Raw genomic sequence first — 25,210 nt, forward strand, 5'->3', positions numbered from 1 at the left:
TCGCCGTGAGTCTCGGCCCGGCAATCAAGAATTCCTGCTGCCATCCTGCTCAGGCATGACGCCTGTTGGCAAATTGAAACCGTCGGCGAGTGATTTCATGAGGAAATCGATGAAGACCCTCAGCTTGAACGGCAGGTAGCGCGTTGGCGGGAACATCGCGTGGATCGACATTTCGGGCGCATGATAATCCGACAATACCTCCTTCAGGGTGCCGTCGCGCAAGCAGGAGGCAACGATGAAAGTGGGAAGCAGCGCAATGCCGCGCCCTTCGACGGCGATGTCGCGCAGCACCTCGCCATTGTTGCTGCACAGGCACCACGACACCGGTACCCAGTGGTCACCGTCCTTGCCGGTGAGCTTCCACTGCGCACCGGTTTCGAGATAGCCGTAGTGCAGGCAAGCATGGTCCCGCAGGTCCCTTGGATGCTGGGGAATGCCCTTCTCCTTCAGATAGGCCGGGGATGCGCATATGATCCGCGGCGCCGACGCGATTTCATGGGTCACGAGATTGGGCGGCGGCGAATCCGTCAAACGGATCGTGACGTCGAAGCCCTCCTGCACCGTATCAAGTTGTTGATCGCTCAGGACCAGCTGGATCTGGAGGTCCGGATGCTGGGCCATGAACTGGCCGATCAACCGTCCCAGAAACATCGTCCCGAACGACATCGGCGCATTGACGCGCAACAGCCCGCGAGCCTCGACCTGGAACTGCGATAGCGAGGTTTCGGCATCTTCGATCTCGGCGAGGATGGCCAGGCATCGCTCGTAATAACGCATGCCGACTTCGGTTGGCGCAGCGCTCTGCGTGGTGCGATTGAGCAGTTGCACACCGAGCTCGATCTCGAGATCGATGACATATTTGCTGACGGCCGATCTGGAAAGGCGCAGCTCTCTCGCCGCTTCGCTGAAGCTGCCATGGTTCACGACCCTCGTGAACGCCTTCATATTGGTCAGTTTGTCCAAGCGTGCCTCCACAGGTTGCCACACCGGCCGCGCCAACCATCGGTGCTCGGTCGATGCCGTCAGATTGTCGCCATATCGTGGACAAGTACGCCATACGATTTGATATTGTCAATACATCGGAACGAAACTATCGTCCGCCGCGTGAGATAAAGATTGCATTCGCGAGGTGTTGCGGCACATGTTCTTGAGATCACAAGTATGATTTCTAATGACCTCAAGTAACGGTGACGTATTTCGCCAACTGATCTGAAATTTATTCCGAAAACGACACACCGATAATTATCTCGTCGAACGCGATCAGTCGCGAATAACGGCTGTTCCCGCACGCACAGCCACTTCGTTTAATGGATGGAGAGAAGCATGAGCAAAAACTACTCCATTGCAACGACGGGGGCATCGCTGAACAAGGCCAAAGCGGCCGTCATTCTTCTGCATGGGCGCGGGGCCGCCGCCGAGAGCATGTTCGGTCTGGCCGACATCTTCGAGCAGCCCGATATCGCCTATTTTGCGCCGCAGGCGCCAGGCGGCACCTGGTATCCGCAGTCATTCCTGGCCGCGCTCGATCGCAACGAACCCTATCTCTCCAGTTCGCTCGCCGAGGTCGGCAATGCCGTCTCGTGGCTGCGGGACAAGAATGTGGATCCAGCCCGGATCGCGCTGCTCGGCTTTTCCCAAGGCGGTTGCCTGGCGTTGGAATTTGCGGCCCGCAACGCAAGCCGCTACGGCGCGATCATCGGCCTGAGCGCAGGCCTCATCGGTCCCGACAAGACGCCTCGGGACTACGCCGGCTCGCTCGCAGATACGCCGGTCTTCCTGGGCTGCTCCGACATCGACTCGCACATCCCTGTCGAACGGGTGCGTGAAAGCAGCCGCGTGTTGTCGGCCCTCGGCGGCCAAGTCGTCGAGAGAATCTATCCGGGCATGGGCCACGAGATCAACGACGACGAAGTCGATCACATCCGTGCGCTTTTGTCCGCCCTCGTCGCGGCGCGCTGATCTCGCGCTTGATGGCACGGGGCGCGAGGCCGGCCAACCAATCCCGAGCTTTTAACGGAGACTAGACATGAGCAAACTTCACGAAGTTCTGACACCTCAAAACAGCCAGGTCATTTTCATCGATCAGCAGCCGCAAATGGCCTTCGGCGTGCAATCGATCGACCGGCAAGTACTGAAGAACAATGTCGTCGGCCTGGCCAAGGCCGCCAAGGCCTTCAAGATTCCGACGACGATCACGACGGTCGAGACCGAGGCCTTCTCCGGCAATACCTATCCCGAACTGCTCGCCGTGTTCCCCGAGAACCAGCTTCTCGAGCGTTCGTCGATGAACTCCTGGGACGACCAGAACGTTCGCGATGCCCTGGCGAAGAACGCCGAGGGTGGCCGCAAGAAGATCGTCTGCTCCGGCCTGTGGACCGAGGTCTGCAACATGACCTTCGCGCTCTCCTGCATGCGTGACACCGACTACGAGATCTACATGGTCGCCGATGCCTCCGGCGCCACCTCCGCCGATGCCCAGAAATACGCCATGGACCGTCTGGTCCAGGCGGGAGTCGTGCCGGTGACCTGGCAGCAGGTCCTGCTGGAATGGCAGCGCGACTGGGCGCGCAGGGACACCTATGACGCAGTGATGAACATCGTGAAGGAGCATTCCGGCGCCTACGGCATGGGCGTCGATTACGCCTACACCATGGTGCACAAGGCGCCCGAGCGCGTGAAGCACGGCGAGCGCATCGGCCCCAATCCCGCAAAGCAAATCTGAACCGCTCTCTCCCCGCTGCGAACCAACATCCGGACGGTTCGAAGGGGCATGGGCGACGGAGCACGCGCTGCGCCGTCGCCCGCAGGTTCATGCATGGCTCCGATCTCGGAGGAAGCTATCTGATGAAACTCTATCTCGTATCCTTGGGCGCCGGCCTGCTGGTCGGCTTGATCTACAGCCTCCTGGATGTTCGTTCGCCCGCGCCTCCGGTCGTAGCGCTCGTCGGTCTCCTGGGCATTCTCGTCGGTGAGCAGATCATCCCGGTCGGCAAACAGGTGATCTCCGGCAAGGCCTTCGCCTCCGCCTGCGACCAGAGCCATGCCATCACCCATGTCTTCGGCCAGCTGCCGGGCCGCCATATCGCGCAGGCCTCCGAAACATCGAAGGAAAAGACCTGATGAAGACCACCCGTCGCGCCTTTCTCGGCGGGGTATCCGGCCTCGCGCTCCCGACGATCGTCTCGCGGGCCCGCGCCGGCGACAGCAATTCAAACGGAGATCCCGCCATGAATGCCGATACCGTCATCCACAACGCCAAGATCACCACGCTTGACCGGACAAACCCGGTCGCGAGCGCCGTCGCCATCAAGGATGGCAAGTTTCTCGCCGTGGGCAGCGACAAGGACGTGCTCGCGTTCGCCGACGACAAGACCAGGAAAATCGACCTCAAGGGCCGGCGCCTGCTGCCCGGCCTGATCGACAACCATCTGCACATCATTCGTGGCGGGCTGAACTTCAACATGGAGTTGCGCTGGGATGGCGTTCGCTCGCTGGCCGATGCGATGGACATGCTGAAGCGCCAGGTCGCGGTGACGCCCCCTCCGCAATGGGTCCGTGTCGTCGGCGGCTTCACCGAGCATCAATTCGCCGAAAAGCGCCTGCCGACGATCGAGGAGATCAATGCCGCCGCGCCCGACACGCCGGTCTTCCTGCTGCATCTCTACGATCGCGCCCTGCTCAATGCGGCGGCGGTGCGCGCGGTCGGCTATACCAGGGACACGCCCGAGCCGCCCGGCGGCGAAATCACCCGCGACGCCAACGGCAATCCGACCGGCCTCCTGCTCGCCAAGCCAAGCGCCTCCATTCTCTACGCCACGCTGGCCAGGGGCCCGAAGCTTCCCTTCGACTATCAGGTCAACTCCACCCGCCACTTCATGCGCGAGCTCAACCGTCTCGGCGTGACCGGCGCCATCGACGCCGGTGGCGGATTCCAGAACTATCCGGAAGATTATGCCGTCATCCAGAAGCTGTCGGACGACGGCCAGCTGACCGTCCGCCTCGCCTACAATCTGTTCACCCAGAAGCCGAAGCAGGAGAAGGAAGACTTCCTCAACTGGACCTCCTCAGTAAAATACAAGCAGGGCGACGACTATTTCCGCCACAACGGCGCCGGCGAAATGCTGGTGTTCTCGGCTGCTGATTTCGAGGACTTCCGCCAGCCGCGGCCCGACATGCCGCCGGAGATGGAGGGCGAACTCGAGGAGGTCGTGCGCGTGCTGGCGCAGAACCGCTGGCCATGGCGCCTGCATGCGACCTATGACGAAACGATCTCGCGCTCGCTCGACGTGTTCGAGAAGGTCAACAGGGATATCCCGCTTCAGGGCTTGAACTGGTTCTTCGACCACGCCGAGACCATTTCCGAAAAGTCCATCGATCGCATCTCGGCGCTTGGCGGCGGCATCGCCGTCCAGCATCGCATGGCCTATCAGGGCGAATATTTCGTCGAGCGCTATGGCGCCGGCGCGGCCGAGGTGACGCCGCCGGTTGCCCGCATGCTCGAAAAGGGCGTGAAGGTCTCGGCGGGTACGGACGCGACACGCGTTGCGTCCTACAATCCCTGGGTCTCGCTCAGCTGGATGATCACCGGCAAGACGATCGGCGGCCTGCGTCTCTATCCGCAACGCAATTGCCTCGATCGCGAGACCGCGCTGCGGATGTGGACGGAAAACGTCACCTGGTTCTCCAACGATGAGGGCAAGAGGGGACGCATCGAGAAGGGCCAGCTCGCCGACGCAATCGTGCCCAGCAAGGACTTCTTCGATTGCTCGGACGACGAAATCTCCTTCCTCACCTCGGACCTGACGATGGTGGGCGGCAAGATCGTCTACGGCGCCGGGGATTTCTCCAAGCTCGACGAGAACCCGGTCCCGCCGGCGATGCCGGACTGGTCGCCGGTACGCAGCTTCAAGGGCTATGCGGCCTGGGGTGAACCGGAGGGTGCAGGCAAGAATTCGCTGCAGCGCATGGCGGCCGCTTCGTGCGGATGTCGATCCTCCTGCGGCGTACATGGTCACGACCACGCCGGCGCCTGGGGCTCGAAGCTGCCGATCTCCGACCTCAGGAGCTTCTGGGGAGCGCTCGGATGCTCCTGCTGGGCGGTGTGACGTGACTGCTTCGCCGAATGCCCCAACAACCGTCGTGGCCAGACTGGCCACGGCCGTGCGTCCGGTCTTCGGATCGGCCGCCATGCGAAGCCTTGCCTATCTCGGCCTGTGCGCGGCCTACATCCAGGGTCCTGTCACCAAGGCCCTCGATTTCGACGGCGCGATCGCGGAGATGACGCATTTCGGACTGTCACCGGCACCGACATTCGCGGTGGCAGTAATCGTCTTCGAGCTCGCGGCCAGCGCGATGATCCTGTTCGGTCTCTGGCGCTGGCTCGCAGCCCTCGCCTTGGCGGGGTTCACGCTGATAGCGACCTTCGTTGCCCTGCGCTTCTGGGAGATCCCCGCCGGCCAGGGGCGGATGATGGCGATGAACGCCTTCTTCGAGCATCTCGGCCTCATCGGCGGATTCATTCTCGTCGCCATCGACGATCTGACCAGGACGAAGGACAGCGCGCGTGACGGACAGCGTTAAGCCGGCTGTCGCCCCCAAGCTCCAGCAGGTTCGCCTGACCACCGGCGCAATGCACATGCGAGCCGTGCGTGCAGGCGCCGTCCCAATGAGCCCTGATCGATCACCTGGCTCCTCACGCCAAAAGAAAGGAAGTTGCCCATGGCGCGTCTATCCTGTGTCGCACTTGCCTTGTGCGGCCTGACGTTGGGTGGCGCCGCAATGGCGCAGGAGACCAATTCAAACGGTGTATCCGACAAGGATCCCTTCGACGCGTTGAAGAACATCCCGCTCTCCTCGGACGGCAGCGTCTATGTCGATTTCGGGGGGCAGTTGCGGCTTCGCGCAGAGTCCTCGAACCATCCGGTTTTCGGCTTGGCCAAGCCCGAACACAATGACGTCCTGCTCATCCGCTCGTTCCTTTCGGCGGACTTTCATTTCGGGCCCTATTTGAGAACCTTCGTCCAACTGGGCAGCGGGCAGGCTCCTTCCTGGAACGGCACGCCTCCGGCAACGCAGTTTGATCGCTTCGATCTCATGCAAGGTTATGGCGAGTTGACGCTCCCTTCCGCCGCTGGACGCTTCATGGTTCGGGCAGGGCGACAGGAGATGAGCTTCGGTTCTTCGCGCCTCGTCTCCGTGCGTGAAAGCCCGAACATCCGCCGCGCCTTCGATGGTGTCCGCGCCGCCTGGATAGCGTCGCCGGACACGCGCATCGATGCCTTTCTCGTGCGCCCGGTTTCGCTGCTCCCCGGCGCGCTCGACGACAAATCGGACACCGGCCAGGCCTTCTGGGGCGTCTATGCCACAAGTCCCGTTCCCGGTGTCCCTGCATTAAAGGCCGATCTCTACTATTTCGGCCTCGACCGCGACGATGCAAAGTTCGCCCGGGGCACCGGCAATGAGCATCGGCACACTGTTGGCGCACGCCTGTTCGGCAAAACCGACAATTTCGATTGGGACCTGGAAGGCGCCTACCAATTCGGCCGCTTCGGCGCAGCCGATATCCGGGCGTGGACCGTCTCGGCCGAGCTCGGCTACACGTTCCAGGGCGTACCGTTCTCGCCTCGGATCGGTCTCAACGCCGATGTAATCAGCGGTGACCACAATCTGCACGATGGCACGCTCGGAACCTTCAATCCGCTGTTCCCGAAGCTGCCCTATTTCTCCGAAGCAAATCTGGTCGGTCCCGCCAACCTCGTCGACATCCAGCCCAATCTGACGCTGACGCTGGTGAAGAACGTCGTGCTGAACGTCGGTTGGAATCCGCTCTGGAAGGAAGCGACGGCCGATGCATTCTATGGACCGGCAATTACCCCGGTCGCAGCTACAGCTGGCGGCACAGGCCGGTACATGGGCCAGCAGGTTTCCACGGCCCTCACCTGGACGCCGACCAAACACCTGACCTTCGGCGGCACCTATGTAAACTACACGCCCGGAAAGCGGATTCGGCAGGCGGGCGGAAAGTCCGGATCGTTCGCCGCGGCTTGGGCAGCGATATCGTTCTGATCTTGCAGCAAAGGCCGCGATGACGCGAAGCCACTTCCGATAAGCACATGGAGATATTCCGCAGCCGTCGGAAAGAAGGAATCAGCAATTGAAACAGGGCACATCATTCCTGCTCAGTCTTAACGGCGGTTATGTCGATACCGCCGGCTTCCTTGCGCTGCAGGGGCTATTTACAGCGCATGTGACAGGCAACTTCGTGACATTCGGCGCCGCACTCGTGAACGGCACCTCAGGTGCTTTCGCCAAGCTTCTCGCGCTTCCGGTGTTTTGCCTGACGATCCTGCTGGCGCGGATGATCAGCCTTCGCTTCGGTGCATCGGGCCCCGCGGCCTTGAAGACCATGCTCGGCATCAAGGTGCTGCTGCTCGCCATCGCCGCGGCTCTTGCATTGACCTGGGGGCCGTTCCCCGATGGCGACAGCTGGCGGGCCATCCTGACCGGCATGATTTTGGTCTGTGCGATGGCTATTCAGAACGCCTCCCATCGCGTTCATCTGCCGAAAATTCCTCCCTCGACACTCATGACGGGCACGACCACTCAAATCATGTTGGACTTGGCCGATCTGCTGTCCGCAAGCGCATCGCAGCAGCAACGTTCAGACATCCGAGGCCGTCTCATGAAGATGGTGCCGGCCATCGTCGCTTTTGCAGCCGGCTGCGGCGCAGCCGCGCTCATCTTCATCCTGTTTGGCCTTCATGCCTTCCTCCTCCCGCCATTGATCGCGCTCGCGACCGTCGTCTCGATCCACCTTGATCCTGAGCCGGATATCGCCTGACCCCGATTTGACCGATGGGAAATGCGCGTCCCGGTCCCGTCGAGTTACATCTCAGAAAAAGAAAGGGGTGGCAGCAGAACATGCTGAAAACACTTCGTAGCAAAGGCAATTCACTCATTCTGGCGTTCATCTCCGGCTTCGCTGATGCGTTGTTCTTCATTCATCTGGGTGGGCTCTTCGTCGGCCTGGTCACCGGCAATGTAATCCTCCTCGGACTGGGGCTGATCGGGCATGAGAAAGGCGGCCTGCACGGACTGCAGCTCTTGACCTTCCCGCTCTTCATGCTGGGCGCCGGCCTGGCGGCGATCCTGGTCGCCTGGATTGGGCCGCTGCGCCGCGCCACATCCTGCACGATCGTCCTCGCAGCCTGCGCGTTCGCGATCTCGGCGGTTCTTGCAATCACCCAAACCGGCCCTGACTCGGCCTGTGCGCTCTTCGCTGTCGTTGCGATGGGCATGCTGACGGCGATCGAGCGCCTCGATCCCAGGCTCGGGCCGCCATTTTCGTTGATGACAGGCAATATCGCCGGTCTGGCGGTCGCGGGCATGCGCCGCCTTATCGGCTACAAGGAGCGCCCCGAAGAGTGGGGGCAGTCGCTGACCTCGATCATTCTCGTCATCGGCTTCGTCGCAGGATGCGGCGCGGGCGCTTTCGCACAAAAAACGGTCGGTGTCGCCGGGATGCTCTTGCCCACGCTTCTGCTGTTCCTGATCGGGGCTTTCTATTCGCCGCAGAGCGCCCAGAAGCCGAGCTGACACAATGAGTCAGCTCACCAGGCCACCCCTTGTCCCGATCGCGAGGTCCGGCGTCCGCGCGGCGGGCGGCCTTTGGCATTTCCGGCGATGATCTTTCAACTCATCCCCCGCGATCAGCATGAGGCGAACCGCAGCTCGACCTCGCTGGAACTGATGTTCGACCTGGCGACCGCCGTGGCAGTCGCAGCCGCCGCCCATGGCCTGGCGCAGGAAGTCGGCAGTGGCCATGTTGCCGCCGGCGCCGTCCGGTTTGCGAGCAGCTTCTTCATGGCCTGGCTGGCCTGGGCCAATTACACGTGGTTCGCTTCGGCCTATGACAGCAAGTCGACCGCGTTTCGCGTTCTGACGATGATCATCATGTTCGGATCGCTGGTGCTGGCCGCCGGGATCCAGATCGCTTACGGCGACCAGCCGATCTGGCTTGCGCTTGCCGGCTTTGTCATCATGCGGGCCGGCATGATCGTGTTATGGCTGGGGGCCGCCAATGGCGATCGAACCGCCCGAACGATGGCCCTGCGCTATGCAGCAGGGATCGGCACGATGCAACTCTATTGGATGATGGTGATCGCCATCCTTCCGCCGCAGGGCTCCATATATCCGCTTTTGTTCGTGCTGGGTGTTCTTGGCGAGCTGGCGGTGCCCGCGTTCGCGGAGCGGCAGACCACCACCAGCTGGCACCATGGTCACATCGTCGACCGCTACAATATGTTCAATATCATCGTCCTCGGCGAATGCTTCGCCGCGGTTGCGAAAATCATCGCGGACTCTGGGACGCCGGACCTCGGGCATTTCTGGCTGGCTGGCCTGTGTTCCGTTATCGCATTTTCCATGTGGGGCCTCTATTTCGACCGAAAGGAGCAGTTGCTTCGTCGCAACCTCGGCTCCGTCCTGGTCTGGGCCTATGGCCACTACGTGCTCTTCGCGGCCGGCGCTGCAACGGCGGCAGGTTTTGCAGTCTTCCTAGCTCTCGCTACCAAGCGCACCGAGGTTCCTGCGCAAATCGCTTCCTTTGCCATCGCCATTCCGATCGCGCTCTACCTCGGGTCGCTTTGGCTGGTGCGTGACCGCGCAATCCATCGTGGCGCCATGCAATGGCTTCTTGTCGTCGCAGCCGCCCTGATCCTAGCGAGCGCCGCACTCGCTCCCCATCCGGCGGAAATCATCGCAGCGCTCCTTGTGCTGGCAGTCGTCTGTCGGCAGCGCCTTGGCCCCCACAATGCCAACAAGACCGAAAGACATGACTGAAACGGATGGGAAGAGCATTGGGCGAAGATTGACACCCCCCAGATTTGTGGACGCCTCCTTCTCTCATTTTGAGGCAAGGAGGCCATGCTGGGGCCGAGACATTTCGGCGACGATTTCAAGCGTGACGCGCAATTTGCCCTGACATTGCCTGTGTCGGGTGTCGCAGGTCTCGACGGCATGATGTTCCGGTGTCTGGTTTCAAGCACCTGGGGCACACGGGCCCATCCGCCAATCGCAGATCATATCGCCGAAAGTCTGCCGAAAAAGTCGGCGGACTCGTCCAGCATGTCGGCATAGAACTTCGCATAGCTTTGATAGAATTCCGTCCGCTCGGGGTCTGGACAGGTCGGTTCCCCCTCTGCCCTTACGAACCGGCGCGCTGTATCGGCCATGTCGCTGAACAGGCCGACAGCCTTGCCGGCTACGATGGCGCTGCCCAGTGTCCCGAACTCGTCGCGATCGAGACGCCCATAAGCCAGGCCCAGGATGTCGGCCTTGATCTGGCGGAAGGTCTGGCTACGGGCTCCTCCGCCAATACTCGTGACACGCGTCGGCACGAGATCGGGAGCGAGCGCCTTCACCGAGCGCAGATAGAGCAGATATTCATAGCCGATGCTTTCCATGATCGAACGGACCATGTGAGCCTTTCCATGACGCCAGGTCAGGCCGACGAAGGCGCCACGCATATCCGTATTGTTGGGCGTATTGCGCCCCCCTAGGTGCGGCAGGAAGATCAGCTTGTCCGCACCGGGCGGTGCGGACTCGGCCAGTCGACCAAGTTCGTCATAGGGGTTGAGCCCTTCTTTCTCCCATTGCGGCTTCTCCGCGTCGCAGATCGCATCACGGAACCAGCGCAGATTCAACCCGCCGCCGGCGACATAGGCCATGGCATAGTAGAGCCCGGGCACGACATGGGGACAGGTCATCAGGGCCTGATGGGTGGTATCGGTGGCAAAAGTATCGAGCACGATCGAGAACACCGAAGCCGTGCCGGAAGCATCGTAGATCATGCCAGGATCGACGATGCCGCCCCCGAGCACATTCGCAGCCTGATCGCCGCACCCGGCCGCAATCGGCGTTCCCTGGACGAGGCCGGTGGCCTCGGCCGCCGCATGCGTCAGCCTGCCCACCACGTCCCATGGCTCGACGATGCGGGGAAGCTTGGCCGTGTCGAGGCCGAAATCGGCGAGCAGATCCTCGTTCCACCGACAATTGGCCGTGTCAGCGAAAGCCGAGAAATTGAGATAGGTCCTGTCGATGAAAGCGTCCTTGCCCCTGAGACCGGCCAGGCGCCCGGCGACATAGGCGGCAGGTTGCACGAAGGCGCGGATGCGTTCCCAGACCTCGGGGAATTCGTGTTTCCAATAGAGGATCTTCGGCCCGTGATTATAGGAAGGCGTGCAGCCGGAGGCCTGCAGGATCTCCATGCCACGCTTCTTCAACCCGGGCAGATAGGCGGCACAACGATTGTCGAGCCAGGAATCGTAATGCGTAGGTGCATTCCAATCATCGTCGACGGTGCATACACCGCCCATCTGGCCATCGAGGGCAATTGCCACCACATCGGAGGGGTTCACCCCACCCGCTTCCATCGCCGTCCGAATGGTCCGATGAACAGAGCCTTCGATATCGTCGGGCCGCTGCTCCACCCATCCTGGCTTGGGATAGATCAGGACCGACTCTTCGAAAGCCGAGCCCAGCAGCTTTCCGGTCTCGTCGTAGATGCCGGTCTTCGTGCCGGTCGTGCCGATATCGATGCCGATCACGGCGTTTGCCATGGCGTCTCTCCCTGAATTGGCCTTGGCAGTTTCATCCCGCCATTATCGCGCCACCGGCCCGTTGCGCGCCGGCGGATAGTCGTGTCGGCTCAGCCTTGCGAAGCCCTGGACGCGCCACCGTCGAAAAGGCGCTTTTCGTCCTCCAGCGACCAGCGGACCGGCTGATCGCGCTGGCGCAGGTCACGCACCGGCGTCACCGGCAGGTCGAGCAAAGCGGGATAGATGGCGATCTTGCCCGAGACCTTGCCAGCATTGACCGCTTCGAGCGCATCCGGCAGGGCACCAAGCCCTGCCACCGCCTCCAGATTGCCCGAGAGTTCGAGCGAGCCTTCGATCACGCGATCGAGGACGGCGAGCTGGTCGGCGACCGTGCAGCCGGTGGAGCCGGTGATGCGCGCATTGCCGCTGGAGACCAGCCCAAGCGGCAAGGCGCAGGCCTGGCCGAAGGGCATGCCGGCGAACAGTACGAGCATGCCGTCGGCCCGCATCAGCCGGGCGCCGCGCTCGATCACCGCGACCTCCGGCGCGACCACCACCACATCGTCGCAGCCTTCGGGGGCCAGCCGGCCGACGCAGGCCTCGACCTCTCTGTCCTCGATCACCACCAGCGTCTTGCCATGCTGGCGGGCAAGCGGTGCGAAGTCCTCCTCCAGCGCCTTGAGCCGGGCACCCTTGCGCGAGGTGGCGATGATGGTCGCCGGCCCGTCCTTCAGCTCCAGGGCACGGTGGGTGTGAATGCGCCCCATGGCGCCGCCCGCACCCAGCACCAGCGCTATGCCGCCGGAGCGCAGTTCGAAGCGCGTGCGCGCGGGCAGAAAGGCGTCCGACAGCGAGGGGCCGGGCGCGCCCAGAAAGGAGAGCTCGTGATAGTGGATGCGCGCGGCATCGAGGATGACATTCTCGCGCGCGCATTGTGCGCCGACCAGGACCATCAGGCCGCCCTTGGCGAGGCGACCCGCTACCTGGGCCGTCGCCTCCGCGTCGAGCGGGCCGGAGAGAACGATATCGTCATAGCTCGCCTGCCCAGCTTCCGAGGCTGCAAAGCCATCCAGGCTCCCATGGCTTGTGACCGTCGCAGCGCCGGCTACCCAGGCCCGCGCTGCCTCTCCGGCGCCGACCAGGACGACCTCGCCCGTCGGCGCCGGCAGATCGAAGTGCGTCCCCGGCGCGGTCTCCACTACCAGCAGACGGCCACCGGGTTTCAGGCTCGTACGGCAATTGGGACGATAGGCCGCCTCCACGCACGCATAGGGCTCCAGCATGGCAATGGTGGCGGCACTGACATCGGCCGGCACCGGGAAGACATAGGGCCCTTCGCCTGCCAGCACGCGCGCATCGAGGCGGATATGGTCGGCGAAAGCCCCGGGCAGATCCATGCCGACGGTGCGGCGCTTGCCCTCGACCATGATGGCCGGCTGCAGGCCGAGCCGGTCCCCGGGCCGGAAGCGATCGCGCCAATTGGCCCCGGCATCGACGATCGTCAGCGCCATTTCGTGGCCGAGCACCGCAGGACTGTCGGCAAGGTCACGATCGGCGAACAGCGGATGGGCCTTGCCCATGCGAATGATCTTGATGTCCGAAGAACAGATGCAGACGGCGTCGATGCGGGCAATCACCTCGTCCGGCCCCGCCGGCACCTGCCGCTCCTCGATATAGCGCCCACCCATGCCGATATCGCGGATACCGCCGCCGGCAAAGGGCCAGCTCCGATTAAAGGCGGGCAATCCGGAGGGCGCGGAAATCTGGGGAAAGGCGGCACGGCGCATGAGATACTCGCTTATTTCAATCGGCTTCTGGCAATGACGCCATCGGTGTAGTCGAGGCGCTCGAGAGCCTTTTCGTGATCCTGGAGGGCCACCAGCGCGTAGAGCGCATCCATGGCGGTAAGCTGCGCCATCTTGGAGACCATCGATTCATACATGCCTTCGCCACCCGTCGGCTCGGGTGCGGCGCCTGGCAGGGTCAGCACGGCGTCCGCCTGCTTGGCGAGAGGCGAACTGCCTGCCGAGGTGATGGCGATGGTGGGCATGCCCAGAGCCTTCGCCTCGCGCAGTGCCTCCACCGTGCTCTTGGTACGGCCGCTGTCGCTGATCCCGATGGCGACGGCGCGCCCGGCGAGGCCGGCCACCGAGAACATCTGGATATTGGCATCGCGGTTGAAGATGCAGGCCTTGCCGATGCGCAGGAAGCGCATGACGCCATTCTCGGCGGCAAGCAGCGAGGATCCGACCGCGAAGAACACGATGGTGTGGTGCGCAGAAACCAGAAGCGCGGCCTTCCACAATTCGGCGGGATCCAGCGTCATCGTGGCCCCCGTGATGATCTCGGCCTGGCGACGCGACACCTTGGCGATGATCGCGGCGGCATCGTCCCCCGGCGCGATGCCCTCATAGACCTCGTGCTCGGCCGCCCTGCCCCGGGCCGCTTTGCGCGTCAGCCCTTCGGCCAGCATGATGCGGAATTCCTGATAGGAGTCGGCGCCGACCAGGCGCACGAAACGGCTGACGGAAGACTGGGAAACGCCGGCTTCTTCGGCCAGTTCCTTGATGCTCATGGCCTTGGCATCGGCCGTCCTGTCCAGCACGAAATCGGCGATGCGCCTGAGGGTCGGATTGAGTCCGCCGCGCAGGGCGTTGATGCGTCGCGTAATCTCCGTTTGCGGTCCTTGCACGAGCCACTCCCAAAAACCGTTCGTCGGGCGCTCTGCTTAGCATCATTCGGAGCCCTCATTTGTGAAAGTAACTTTCTTTCTTTGCACCATGCAAGGAAATTTCTATCTAGACACCCCACATCGCCGATGCTAGCGTTTCAGCCAATCGAACTTCCCCGCGAAGTGGGAAGCGACAAGAACTTGTGAGGGAGAAAGCCCGTGAAAAGACTATATTCCTGCCTGGCAGCAGCAGCCTTTGCCCTGTCGACCGCCGTCTTCAGTGGCCAGAGCACAGCTCAGGAGCATAAGAGGACGTATTACTACGCCTCTCAGTTGCAGGGACACCCCTATCTTCTCGATTCTCTACTTGGCATGGACTATGCCGCCAAGAAATTCGGTGTGAACATCGTCACGCTCGGCCCCCAGAGTTGGGATCCCGTGGCCCATGCGGAAGCTGTGGAGCAGGCCATCGCCAAGAAGCCGGACGGCATCGTGACCACGCTGTGGGAGCCGGGCGCCGTGCCGGCGATCAAGCGCGCCATGAGCCAGGGCATTCCGGTGGTGGTGATCGAGGCGGTAACACCCGACAGCGGTGCGCTGACCTTCGTCGGCCTCGACAATTACGAGGCGGGCGTGGACACGGCCAAGGAGTTGATCAAGCGGGCCGGCAAAACCGGCAAGCTGGTGGTCTCCGGCAATTGGGGCGCCTCCAACACGGACGCCAAGTTCAAGGGCCTGATGGACTACCTCAAGGCCAATTCGCAGTGGGAGCTGCTCGGCCGCGTCGACGACAAGGCGACCACCGAGACCGCGATCGACGCCGCCAAGACCATGTTCAACACTTATAAGGACATGACCGGCGTCATCGGGCTCGATTCCTCGTCCGGGACCGGCATCTGCCTGGCGGCCGAGGAGCTCGACAAGGACATCAAGCCCCTCACCGTTATCGTGCACGATCGCGAGGCGCCGGTCCTCGAATGCGTCCAGAGCGGCGACATCGATGCCACCATTGTCAACAAGACGGCGCTGCAGGCCTATATGGCGATCCAGTTGCTGGAAGCCTACAACGACGAGAAGGTCGGCCTCGCCACCGTGCCGATCTCCAGCGACAACAAGGCAGCCGGCGTCATCCCCTTCCCGCAATATATCTACATGGGAACTCAGGTGATCGATAAGGACAACATCCAGTACTTCCTGGCCGCCAACATGCCGAAGTTCAAGTAAGCCCGCCCTTCGCCAATCTCGCTCCTTCGCCTGCAGAACGTGCTTCTGCGGGCGAAGGTCCGTCGCGAAGACCGCTTCGGATCATCAAGACAGGAATGCCAGCCATGGCCGACATCGTCCTCTCGCTGAAGGATGTCACCAAGTCGTTCGGCGCGGTGAAGGCCCTCGGCGGCATCAGCTTCTCCGTGCGGCGCGGCGAGATCCACACGCTCCTCGGCGAGAACGGGGCCGGCAAGAGCACCACGCTCAAGATCATCAAGGGCGATGTCACCCCGACGACCGGCGCTGTGGTCATCGATGGCGAGACCGTCACCGAGTTCCTGCCCTCGAATGCCGCCCGGCACGGCATTGCCATGGTGCACCAGGAACTCGCCGTCTTCGAAAACATGACCGTAGCCGAGAATGTTTTCGTCGATAGCCCGCCCCTGCGAGGCGGGCTCGTGGACGTCACGGCGATGAACCGGCGCACGGCCGAACTCCTGGCGATGTTCGAGCTCGACATCGATCCGCGCACCCGCGTGCTGGAGCTCACTCCGAGTCAGCGCCAGATCATCGAAATCCTGCGGGCCGTCAATGTCGAGCGCAAGATCGTCATCCTCGACGAGCCGACCTCCGGCCTCAACGCCCACGATTCCGATATCCTCCTGAACCTGCTCGCCAGGCTCCGGGCCCAGGGACAGACGATCCTGTTCGTCTCCCATCGGCTCGGTGACGTCATGCGCATCTCCGACCGCATCACCGTCCTGCGCGATGGCGCCGTGGTGGAGACCCTCGACAATCAGGGTCTGCAGGAAAGCGACCTCGTCAGCCGCATGGTGGGCCGCAAGCTGGCGCAAGTGCATCACCGCGACCGCCCTGCCAGGGCAAGCGAGGAACCGGTCGTCTTCAAGGTCGAGGGGGCAAAGCGGCAGGACGGTTTCGAGGACGTCTCCCTTTCGCTGCGCCGCGGCGAGATCGTCGGCGTCTACGGGCTCGAAGGCTCCGGCACGGCCGAGCTTTCGCGCTCCCTCTTCGGCCTCGATCCGCTCGAAGGGGGGCAGATGGAAATCTCCGGCAGGGCCGTCGCCTCGCCCGAGCCGCGCCGCATGATGGCGGCGGGTGTCTCCTATCTCAACGCCAACCGCAAGGATGCCGGCCTCTTCATGCAGCGCAGCGTTGCCGACAATGTTTCGGCACCGGTATTGCGCCGTTTCTCACGTCTGGGCTTTCTGAATGAAAGGAGCCTGGCGGCGCGGGCCGGCGAAGCGATCAAGCGTTTCGCCATCCGTGTCGCCGGCACGAACGTGCCGCCCCGGGAACTCTCCGGCGGCAATCAGCAGAAGGTGATGCTGAGCGCCTGCCTGTCCTGCGATCCTACCGTCATGATCGTCAACGAGCCCACGCGCGGCATCGACGTCGGCGCCAAGGTGGATGTGTACCGGGCGCTGACCGACCTCGCCGACGAGGGGCGCAGCCTCCTGGTGTTTTCATCCGAGCTGCCCGAGATCCTGCTTCTCGCCGACCGCATCCTGGTGATGCGCGCCCGCAAGGTCGCGGGCTGGCTCACCGGCGCCGCGATGACGCAAGAGCAGGTCATGGCGCTGGCCGCAGGCAACAAGTGAGGATCGGATGAGCCAGCAAGAGACAGCCCCGCTTGCCGCCGCGGCGCCCGCGGCCCCTGCCCGCCGACGCGCCCGCCTCGGAACGATCCCTCTCCTGGTGATCACCATCGCGCTCTGCGCCTTTCTCGCCGTCACGCGTGAGAATTTCCTGACTGCCAGCAATCTCTATTCGCTCGCCTTCGCCGTCTCGATCGAGGCGCTTGTCGTGCTTGCCTTCACCTATGTCATGGTGCTGCGCGAAATCGATCTTTCCGTCGGCGCGGTCTACGCGCTTTCCGGCGTCCTTTCGGGTTATCTCCTGCTGCAGGGTCTCTCGCTGCCGCTCGCCATCGCGCTCGCCCTGGGTGCTGCCGCCGTGGTGGGCCTGGTCAACGGTTTCCTGGTGGTGCGGTTCCGCATCAATTCCCTGATGCTGACCATCGGCACCATGCTGATCGTGCGCGGCATCGTCGGCGTGATGACCACAACGCTGCGCGGCAACATCTTCCCGCGCGAGTTCCGCAGCCTGGCCCGCCAGGCCTTTTTCGGCGTCAACCTCACCATCATCGCCATGGCCGTCCTGGTGATCGCCGCCCTGCTCTTCCAATGGCGCAGCGTGCTGTTCCGGCAGATGTGCTACATCGGCGAAAACCTGCAATCGGCGACGATCTACGGCATCCGCACAGGCCGCATCAAGCTGCTTGCCTTCGTGGCGTCGAGCCTGATGGCCGGTATCGCCGGCATCTATACCGCCTCGCGCATCACCCACGCCGATTCCAACATGGGCGTCGGGCTCGAATTCAGCATGATCACCGCCGCCGTGCTCGGCGGCGCCAGCCTCTATGGCGGGCGCGGCAATGCCGCCGCATCGGTGCTCGGCCTCTTCCTGCTTGCCGTGATCATCAACGGCATGGCGATGTACGACATCGAACCCGTCTTCCAGCAATTCGTCGTGGGAGCCTTGCTGATCGCCACCGTCGCGATCGACACGCTCCTCAACCGTCATCGCGTCTGAGGGAGACAGAAATGGCAGCCCACTCCGCCACCCCCGAGACGATGCCCTTCCTGAAGCGCTGGCGACTGGAACAGGAGGCGATCACGCTGGGCGTGGTCGCCGCACTCGTGCTGCTGCTGGCCTTCGGCGCACCGGCCTTCCTCAATGCCAACAATCTCGACTCGCTGCAGACCAGCCTTGCACCGAACATGATCATCGCCATCGGCATGATGGTGCTGTTCATCACCGGGCTGTTCGATCTGTCCGTCGGGGCGGTCATGGGCCTGTCCGGCATCGTCACGGCCTATGCGTTGTCGGCCGGCTTCGGCATGGCCGGAGCGATCGTCTGCGGGCTCACGGTCGGTGCGGTGATCGGCCTCGCCAATGGCATCCTTGTCGCGGTCTTCAGGATCAACCACCTGATCGCCACGCTCGGGATGATGTACATGGTCCGCGGGCTGGTCGAGGTCATGCTGATTGGTACCGGCCTCGGCGGTTTCACCGAATTTCCGGCCACCTTCACCTTGCTCGGCAATGGCCAGGTTTTCGGGATCTACGGCATGTTCATCTTCGCGCTGGGGCTGGTGATTGCCGGCGAGTTCATCCTGCGCCGCACCGTGCTGGGGCGCCGGCTCTATTTCCTCGGCGGCAATCCCGAAGCTGCCGGCATGATCGGCATCAACGCCACCCGCCTGCGCATCGGCGTCTTCGTCTTTTCCGGCTTGATGGCATCTCTGGCCGGCGTGCTGGTCACGGCACGCATCGGCATGGCCAATCGCTATCTCGGCGTCGGACTGGAGATGAACATCATCATCGCCTGCCTCGTGGGCGGCGGCAGCATTGCCGGCGGCAAGGGCTCCTTGATCGGTGCCATGCTGGGTGTGGGCTTCATCAGCCTGATGACGAATGCCTTCAATCTCTTCGAAGTTCCCTCCGAATGGCAGAGTTCGGTGATCGGTCTCGTCCTCGTGATCGTGGTGGTAATCGATGCCATCATGCTCCTGCGCAAGCAACGACTCTCATGGGCGACCATATTCGGCACGAGATCCCTTAAGGCGGGACGATAATGCCAGTGTCGCAGCAAGCCCGCCCTCGGTCATCGGCGCTCCTGCGCCCTCGGCCACCGCGCCGGTAATCACCTCGAAGCGCTGAACCTCGCCCTCAGGCTCAAGCCTACGGCCAAGCGGGCTATGTCACGCGCCGGCGGTTCTCCAAAGTGGTGGCGATATTCACGACTGAACTGCGAAGGACTTTGGTGGCCTACGCGGAAGAGTGCAGCCGGGTGTCGATGTCCTGGACCAGCATCAGGCTGCGCACGTCCTGCACACGACGCTGTTTCTGGAATTGCAGCGGCGGTATCGCCGTCACGGCGCGAAAATGCTCGTGCAGGCTCAGCGGGCCCTTACCTACTTCCGCGACGAGCGGTTCGATGCTGAACCGCTCCCGAAGTCCTGCCCGATCCATGCGATGGCGCGACCGGGCTTCCTCCCGCCGGCCGCGCATGACCTGGCTCCATATAGTCTCGCGCGCATTCATGCCGGTCTCTTACGCGAGAGAGACGTTTCTCCTTTGCGGATTGCAGGGCAACTACAGCTTGCGTGTGTAACGCGGGCGCATGACAGGACGAAAGACCCGAGAGAAGCATGCTGCTCTCCAGCGTGCCGGATCGAACAAACATCGGGACAATTGCCATGATTAGTCGTCGTACCTTCTCGAAAGCCGTCCTCGCCGGGGTCGCCACTTCCCTCTTCGCGTCGCGTTCCGCAGCCGCGGCCGACAAGCCCGTCGCCGCACGCAACGTCGTGTTCGTCCATGGCCTCTTCGCCGATGGTTCGTGCTGGAGCGACGTCATCGCCCGCCTGCAGGTGAAAGGGCTGAACGCCACCTCGGTGCAGAATCCACTGACGACATTGCCGGATGCTGTCGCTTCGGCTCAGCGCGTATTGGCACGGCAGGAGGGACCCACCGTGCTGGTCGGGCATTCGTTCGGCGGTATGATCGTGACCGAGGCGGGTATGCATCCGAACGTCTCGGCGCTGGTCTATGTCGCGGCCCGCGCTCCGGATGCGAACGAAGACTACGCAGCGCTAGCCAAGACCTATCCCACGCCCCCGGCGAGCGCCGGCATCCTGTTCGATGGTGATGAGGGGCGCCTCGGCGAAGAAGCATTCCTGCGCGACTTCGCCGGCGATCTGCCAGAGGCCAGGGCAAGAGTGCTCTATGCCACGCAGCAGCCTTTCAACAAGGCTCTGCTGGCTGGTAAGGTGTCCCAGGCGGCGTGGCGGTCCAAACCGAGCTTCTATGCCGTCTCCACCGAAGACCGCACCATCAATCCCGATCTGCAGCGCTTCATGGCCAAGCGCATGGGGGCGAAGACCCTCGAGGTGGCGGCAAGCCACCTGTCGTTGATCTCTCGGCCCGATGACATAGCCGGGCTGATCCTCGAAGCTGCCGGTCAGGCGGCGTAGCGACGGGCGGAATTCGCATCGGGAGCTCCACCGGGCAATCCGTCCAGCTATTCGCTTCGAGAGCCGCGTTGAGGATGGGGCCAAACCACCTGGGGAGGATGGGCGAGCTGCTTCTCAGAGGCTGTGTCTGTCACATTGGCGATATTGCAAGGTGTGACGGAGATCGTCTGCGTCATGGAGACAGTCCGCAACGGCCGGACCGTGATGGAACGATCTCCATGCGAGGCTGCGCGGCAACCTGGGCACGATCCTGGGCTGGCTGGGTCGGAGTGGCGGCAAGGCCCGGCCTCAATGCAACGAGCTCTGTCCACGGGCGGGGCTTGTGGGTATCGGTGATTGCTCGGGCAGGATTTGCTCTTACGTTGTGTTTTCCCTCAGCCTATCGATGTTTACTGGACCTCGCATCACGGGCTAGAAACGGGCGGTTTCGTGTTGTAACGCAATTTCCATGGGTGATCCGCCGCATAGCCATGCTTGGCTTGCTTCCTGAAATCGGTTGCTGCGCGGTGGTTGAGCAGGAGCGCCACCGCAGGAAGCTGCGCTCCAAGACACGAAGCCTTTGGAAGCCTGATACAGTCGCGCGCAAACAGCTCATAGCCAATAATATACCCCAGGGGATGATCTTAAGATGAGACATGATTGAAGAAATTTATATAAACATCTGAATTCTGTGAGAATTTAAAAATCGTAATTTTTTTAGGAAAATACATGAAGACCATTGGCATATTGGGAGGAATGTCTGCCGCATCGACGCAGATCTACTATCGCGAACTCTGCGATATCACACGCCGGCGCCTTGGTGGTTTGCACTCTCCGCAACTTTTGATCCGATCACTCGACTTCGCAGAGGTCGAAATGCTGCAAGTCAACGGTCAATGGGATCAAGCTGGGCGCAGATTGAATGTCGAGGCACAAGCACTGGAACGCGGCGGCGCGGATATTCTCGTCCTGGCGACAAATACGATGCACAAACTGGCTGAGCAGATGATGAGCGGCGTGAATATTCCCTTGATTCACATCGCGGATGCGACCGCGGATCGGATCGTCAAATCCGGCCTCACCAAGCCTGGCCTGATAGCGACCGCTTTCACCATGGAGCAGACTTTCTATACCGATCGCCTCAAGGCGGCCGCGCTCGAACCTGTTATTCCCGCTGACGCCGACCGCGCCGAGGTACACCGCATCATCTACGATGAACTTTGTAAGGACATTACGACAGAGGACAGTCGCTCGATCTATGAGGCGATCGCAGAGCGTTTGATCGTGAACGGCGCCGATTGCTTGATTCTTGGCTGCACGGAAGTCGGCATGTTGCTCAACGAGGGCAATGTCTCCGTGCCCGTCTTCGATACCGCGCTGATCCATTGCGAGGCTGCCATCGACATGGCTTTGGCTGGCTAGTGCTTTGGGAGATCAGGACCTTGCGTTTCTCATGGATAAGCTCGATCGCGTTCTGGATATCGGGACATGCCGGTCCCGTAACCAGCTTTAAAATCGCATTGTAACACTCAGCATTGCGACACGATCAGTCCCCGCGCTGCCCGCGCCGCTTCATCGGTTGAAGCGAGGATGCGCTTGACGGTCTGATTTTCGATCGCGCCATTCCTGACGCGAAGCTGCATTGCGAGCTTCAGTTCTTCCATAGCGAGATACCCGAGTTCGGCTACCGAATAAGCGTCTCCGTGTTCCCGGCATTGGCGCCGAGAAGAAGCAGGTGGACCGCCGCTCGACCGGTGGAACGGAAGCCTCAACACATGCGATGATCCCACGACGCTCGCGACCGCCCTCTTCGACCGCATCCGATACCCATCCAAACGGAGACGATATTGACTTTGAAGGACGTATCCGCTCCGCCCCCGGAGCGCACCTCTCCAATCGGGCTCGAGAACCATATCAGCGGCACTCGATTGATCACCGGCGACGGGCCGGCATGGAAAGACGTTTTCGTGCAGGTCTTCTCACGCAATCGCGATCAACACTTTTTCCTCGTTCCTGCCGTTGCCGAACCACTCATCGTCTGGGTCGTGTCGGGCAGCGCCACCGTCGCGGAACGGGATCTTGGAGGTGAATGGGCCACGAGTCGCGTCAGCGTGGGCGACTTCTTCCTGACGAGGTCGCCCACTCCTTATGAACTGCAATGGCAGGCCGATGGCGATCAACCCTTTCAGGTGATGCACCTCTATCTCTCGGTCCCACTCTTCGAGAGGGTCGTGCGCGGGCTTCTCGGAAAAGCCGGCAGTGACGTCACCGTGAAGGACGTCTCCGGGGGGCGCGACACCACGCTCACGCACATCCTGAGCCTCCTTCATGGAGAATTGGCCATGCCAGGAAAAGCAAGCGCGTTGTTTGTTGAAGGGCTGGCGTAGGGCCTAGCCGTGCATCTGGTACGCCATTATGCGGTTGCAGATACCGATATGCGCATCAAAAACGCCTTACCCGGCTCGAAACTGCGGCGGGCAACCGCCTTCATGACAGCCCGGCTCGATCAGCCATTCGATCTCAGCAGCCTGGCACATGAGGTGGGAATGAGCGAGTTCCATTTCAGTCGGCTTTTCAAGAAGGCGACAGGTCTTTCTCCGTCGCTCCACTTCATCCGCCAGCGAGTGGCCAAGGCGCAGCAATTGCTGCAGGAAACCGACTCCAGCATCCTCGAGATCGGCATGGCCGTCGGCTACTCCAGCCCCAGCCATTTCGCTCAGATCTTCCGTCGTGAAACCGGCCTCTCGCCAAGCGACTACCGCCGCGGCTGAAGCGCCAAGCTCACCGGAAGTCAGAAACGAGCAAGATCCCGACAGCCTCCGCAAGGCGCCGGGCGAGAGAAAGACTGAAGTTTCCTAGCTTCCACCTTGCCGAAAGCGAACGCCCTTCCGCTCCCCGGATCGGGTTCGGCGGCAACAAGGAGACAAGCCATGACCAACCTCAATGGAAAGGTCGCGCTGATTACCGGCGCATCGAGCGGTATTGGCGCGGCGACGGCCCTCAAGCTCGCCGGCGCGGGCGTCAAGGTCGGCATTGCTGCCAGGCGTACCGATCGCCTCGAAGCGCTGAAAACCGACATCACCAAGGAGGGCGGCGAAGCTCTCGTCATCCCGATGGACGTGGTCGATCCGGCCTCCGTCGAGGCTGGCGTCAAGGGGCTGATCGAAGCCTACGGTTCGATCGACATTCTCTTCAACAATGCCGGGTTGATGCCGCTCTCCGATATCGACCAGTTCAAGACTGGCGAATGGCATCGCATGATCGACATCAATATTGGGGGCCTGCTCAATACGACGGCGGCGGTGCTGCCCCAGATGATCAAGCAGCATTCAGGGCACATCTTCAATACATCCTCGATCGCCGGCCGCAAGGTCTTCAAGGGGCTCTCGGTCTATTGCGCCACCAAGCACGCGGTGACCGCCTTCTCCGATGGCCTGCGTATGGAGGTCGGGCAAATGCACAATATTCGCGTCACCTGTATCCAGCCCGGCGCCGTCGCCACCGAACTCTATGACCAGATCACGGATTCCGGTTACCGCCAGCAGATGGACGGCCTTGCCAAGCAGATGACCTTCCTGAAGGGCGAGGATATCGCCGAGACCATCCTGTTCGCCACCCGAGCGCCGGCTCATGTCAACGTTGCGGAACTCTTCGTTCTGCCAATCGATCAGGGCTGGTAGGCGCCTTACCGGCGCGCAGCCGAATGCCCACCCTCCCATCGTTGAAGGGGGTGGGCACTCAAGGAATTTCAGCCTCGCAGGCCTATCGCCTGCTCACGCTAGGTCGATCGTTCTCATGACGACCAGTCAGAAAGGCTGCCTGACATGATGAGGATGGGTCTTCACATGATGATTCAGCCACACCGCGCTCAATCAGGCGTCGGACTATGGCTCCAAGCTCTGAGCGCAGCCGGCGAATAGGTTGTCAGTAATAGTCGAACGACAGGCCGCATCTATGCTCTTGCGCGACGCATATCGCTGAAGCTGAGCCATAGAGCCGAAACCAGGAAATAAAAGGCTCCGAGGCCCGCATATCCTGCAATGTCGGCAATCGACGGCAGTTCCGGCATTCGCGCCTGGGCGATGAAGAAGGCACCTGCCGCAGCCGACTGGCCGCCGCTGAGGATCATTGCCCACTGGCCACCGCTCGTCTTCCAGCGGCGAAGCGCCGTGCCCAGTTGCAGGAGACCCGAAAAGATAGCCCAGAGACCAAAGACGCCGAGAACCCAATTCATGTTCATCGTGAGCGCGATGATCACGGCAACGACCATCGCCGAACTGACAGCCACATTGATCGCCTGGCTCCGGTTATTTGCCAGGCCGCCGTTTCGCGCTGCATCGACGAAGTTGGCCACGGCGTCCCAGGCCGGATACAGGATGAGCAGGACCGCCGCGACGGGAAAAGAATGGCGACCGGCAGTCAATGCCGCTGCAACCCAGATTCCGGAAAACACAGCTCGGACGAAATAATATCGCTTCAACCAATGATCCTTGTCACTTGCCGCTAAGTTCGTCTGATCGACAGGCATGATAATTTCCTATGAGATGTCGAAAGGGGTTTGTTTATCGGCTGATGTCAGCGTGTGATGCCGTGCATATCGGCTCGGTTGAACAGGCTGGATCCCGCGGGTAGCGCTGCTCTCTCTTCCGGTCTCGACGGTCCATTTGCCGGCAGCGGATGTGATTTGCGCCAAAGCA

General features: G+C 62.0%; 23 protein-coding genes and 1 pseudogene. 17 read left to right on the forward strand and 7 right to left on the reverse strand.

Translation table 11 applies throughout. The annotated features are described in order from the left end of the window. Positions 1 to 24: 24 nt before the first annotated feature. Positions 25 to 963: a LysR family transcriptional regulator gene (locus tag U1R88_RS21200; protein WP_322433015.1), complete on the reverse strand. Its 939-nt coding sequence runs from the start codon at positions 961 to 963 to the stop codon at positions 25 to 27. 360 nt (positions 964 to 1,323) lie between these two features. Between U1R88_RS21200 and U1R88_RS21205 the strand changes: the two genes are divergently transcribed. From U1R88_RS21205 to U1R88_RS21245, 9 genes are all read left to right on the forward strand, one after another. Further along, positions 1,324 to 1,959 (forward strand): alpha/beta hydrolase, encoded by a 636-nt coding sequence (locus U1R88_RS21205; protein WP_322433016.1) that lies wholly within the window; start codon positions 1,324 to 1,326, stop codon positions 1,957 to 1,959. Between the two features lie 67 nt (positions 1,960 to 2,026). Continuing rightward, on the forward strand, positions 2,027 to 2,722 hold the full coding sequence (locus tag U1R88_RS21210; RefSeq protein ID WP_322433017.1) for a hydrolase: 696 nt from the start codon (positions 2,027 to 2,029) through the stop codon (positions 2,720 to 2,722). Positions 2,723 to 2,844: 122 nt separating this feature from the next. After that, entirely contained in the window at positions 2,845 to 3,120 is a 276-nt protein-coding gene (locus U1R88_RS21215) for a XapX domain-containing protein (RefSeq protein ID WP_322433018.1), read from the forward strand. Then, positions 3,120 to 5,105 (forward strand): amidohydrolase, encoded by a 1,986-nt coding sequence (locus tag U1R88_RS21220; protein WP_322433019.1) that lies wholly within the window; start codon positions 3,120 to 3,122, stop codon positions 5,103 to 5,105. The genes U1R88_RS21215 and U1R88_RS21220 overlap by 1 nt, the downstream gene beginning before the upstream one ends. A gap of 82 nt (positions 5,106 to 5,187) precedes the next feature. Further along, entirely contained in the window at positions 5,188 to 5,580 is a 393-nt protein-coding gene (locus U1R88_RS21225; RefSeq protein ID WP_322433084.1) for a DoxX family protein, read from the forward strand. 138 nt (positions 5,581 to 5,718) lie between these two features. After that, the gene (locus U1R88_RS21230; protein ID WP_322433020.1) at positions 5,719 to 7,065 is read left to right on the forward strand and encodes an alginate export family protein; all 1,347 of its coding nucleotides are present in this window, start codon (positions 5,719 to 5,721) and stop codon (positions 7,063 to 7,065) included. An 88-nt stretch (positions 7,066 to 7,153) separates the two neighbouring features. After that, positions 7,154 to 7,840 (forward strand): YoaK family protein, encoded by a 687-nt coding sequence (locus tag U1R88_RS21235; RefSeq protein ID WP_322433021.1) that lies wholly within the window; start codon positions 7,154 to 7,156, stop codon positions 7,838 to 7,840. A gap of 14 nt (positions 7,841 to 7,854) precedes the next feature. Next, positions 7,855 to 8,595 (forward strand): YoaK family protein, encoded by a 741-nt coding sequence (locus U1R88_RS21240; protein WP_322433022.1) that lies wholly within the window; start codon positions 7,855 to 7,857, stop codon positions 8,593 to 8,595. An 87-nt stretch (positions 8,596 to 8,682) separates the two neighbouring features. Continuing rightward, positions 8,683 to 9,840, forward strand: coding sequence for a low temperature requirement protein A (locus U1R88_RS21245; RefSeq protein ID WP_322433023.1), 1,158 nt, complete (start codon positions 8,683 to 8,685; stop codon positions 9,838 to 9,840). A 239-nt stretch (positions 9,841 to 10,079) separates the two neighbouring features. Here the strand turns inward: U1R88_RS21245 and U1R88_RS21250 are convergent, their stop codons facing one another. The 3 genes from U1R88_RS21250 to U1R88_RS21260 all read right to left on the reverse strand — a co-directional run bounded on the left by U1R88_RS21250 (position 10,080) and on the right by U1R88_RS21260 (position 14,289). Next, on the reverse strand, positions 10,080 to 11,618 hold the full coding sequence (locus U1R88_RS21250; RefSeq protein WP_322433024.1) for an FGGY-family carbohydrate kinase: 1,539 nt from the start codon (positions 11,616 to 11,618) through the stop codon (positions 10,080 to 10,082). Between the two features lie 89 nt (positions 11,619 to 11,707). Beyond that, a complete protein-coding gene (locus U1R88_RS21255; RefSeq protein WP_322433025.1) occupies positions 11,708 to 13,384 on the reverse strand; it encodes an alcohol dehydrogenase catalytic domain-containing protein in 1,677 nt (558 codons plus the stop codon). Positions 13,385 to 13,395: 11 nt separating this feature from the next. Continuing rightward, on the reverse strand, positions 13,396 to 14,289 hold the full coding sequence (locus tag U1R88_RS21260; protein ID WP_322433026.1) for a MurR/RpiR family transcriptional regulator: 894 nt from the start codon (positions 14,287 to 14,289) through the stop codon (positions 13,396 to 13,398). A 198-nt stretch (positions 14,290 to 14,487) separates the two neighbouring features. Here U1R88_RS21260 and U1R88_RS21265 point away from each other — a divergent pair, with 198 nt between their 5' ends. From U1R88_RS21265 to U1R88_RS21280, 4 genes are all read left to right on the forward strand, one after another. Next, the gene (locus tag U1R88_RS21265; protein ID WP_256390514.1) at positions 14,488 to 15,492 is read left to right on the forward strand and encodes a substrate-binding domain-containing protein; all 1,005 of its coding nucleotides are present in this window, start codon (positions 14,488 to 14,490) and stop codon (positions 15,490 to 15,492) included. A gap of 104 nt (positions 15,493 to 15,596) precedes the next feature. Then, complete coding sequence (locus U1R88_RS21270) at positions 15,597 to 17,093, forward strand: sugar ABC transporter ATP-binding protein (protein WP_322433027.1); 1,497 nt, start codon at positions 15,597 to 15,599, stop codon at positions 17,091 to 17,093. A 7-nt stretch (positions 17,094 to 17,100) separates the two neighbouring features. Further along, positions 17,101 to 18,087, forward strand: coding sequence for an ABC transporter permease (locus tag U1R88_RS21275; RefSeq protein WP_322433028.1), 987 nt, complete (start codon positions 17,101 to 17,103; stop codon positions 18,085 to 18,087). 11 nt (positions 18,088 to 18,098) lie between these two features. After that, entirely contained in the window at positions 18,099 to 19,133 is a 1,035-nt protein-coding gene (locus tag U1R88_RS21280) for an ABC transporter permease (protein ID WP_322433029.1), read from the forward strand. A gap of 193 nt (positions 19,134 to 19,326) precedes the next feature. On the opposite strand, the gene U1R88_RS21285 is transcribed toward U1R88_RS21280, so the two are convergent. Further along, positions 19,327 to 19,602, reverse strand: coding sequence for a hypothetical protein (locus U1R88_RS21285; protein ID WP_322433030.1), 276 nt, complete (start codon positions 19,600 to 19,602; stop codon positions 19,327 to 19,329). Between the two features lie 155 nt (positions 19,603 to 19,757). Between U1R88_RS21285 and U1R88_RS21290 the strand changes: the two genes are divergently transcribed. Then, positions 19,758 to 20,534 (forward strand): alpha/beta fold hydrolase, encoded by a 777-nt coding sequence (locus tag U1R88_RS21290; RefSeq protein WP_322433085.1) that lies wholly within the window; start codon positions 19,758 to 19,760, stop codon positions 20,532 to 20,534. Positions 20,535 to 21,242: 708 nt separating this feature from the next. Beyond that, entirely contained in the window at positions 21,243 to 21,935 is a 693-nt protein-coding gene (locus U1R88_RS21295) for an aspartate/glutamate racemase family protein (protein WP_322433031.1), read from the forward strand. A 107-nt stretch (positions 21,936 to 22,042) separates the two neighbouring features. Here U1R88_RS21295 and U1R88_RS21300 read toward each other — a convergent pair whose 3' ends face one another. Next, on the reverse strand, positions 22,043 to 22,177 hold the full coding sequence (locus U1R88_RS21300; protein WP_322433032.1) for a hypothetical protein: 135 nt from the start codon (positions 22,175 to 22,177) through the stop codon (positions 22,043 to 22,045). A gap of 165 nt (positions 22,178 to 22,342) precedes the next feature. Here U1R88_RS21300 and U1R88_RS21305 point away from each other — a divergent pair. Together U1R88_RS21305 and U1R88_RS21310 are read left to right on the forward strand one after the other, a co-directional pair. Further along, positions 22,343 to 23,284 (forward strand): annotated as a pseudogene (locus U1R88_RS21305) (helix-turn-helix domain-containing protein). Positions 23,285 to 23,443: 159 nt separating this feature from the next. Further along, complete coding sequence (locus U1R88_RS21310; protein ID WP_322433033.1) at positions 23,444 to 24,193, forward strand: SDR family oxidoreductase; 750 nt, start codon at positions 23,444 to 23,446, stop codon at positions 24,191 to 24,193. A 272-nt stretch (positions 24,194 to 24,465) separates the two neighbouring features. On the opposite strand, the gene U1R88_RS21315 is transcribed toward U1R88_RS21310, so the two are convergent. After that, positions 24,466 to 25,041: a DUF308 domain-containing protein gene (locus tag U1R88_RS21315; protein WP_322433034.1), complete on the reverse strand. Its 576-nt coding sequence runs from the start codon at positions 25,039 to 25,041 to the stop codon at positions 24,466 to 24,468. Positions 25,042 to 25,210: the final 169 nt, after the last annotated feature.

Origin of the sequence: Labrys sedimenti (assembly GCF_034424805.1) — a bacterium.
Lineage (GTDB): Bacteria > Pseudomonadota > Alphaproteobacteria > Rhizobiales > Labraceae > Labrys > Labrys sedimenti.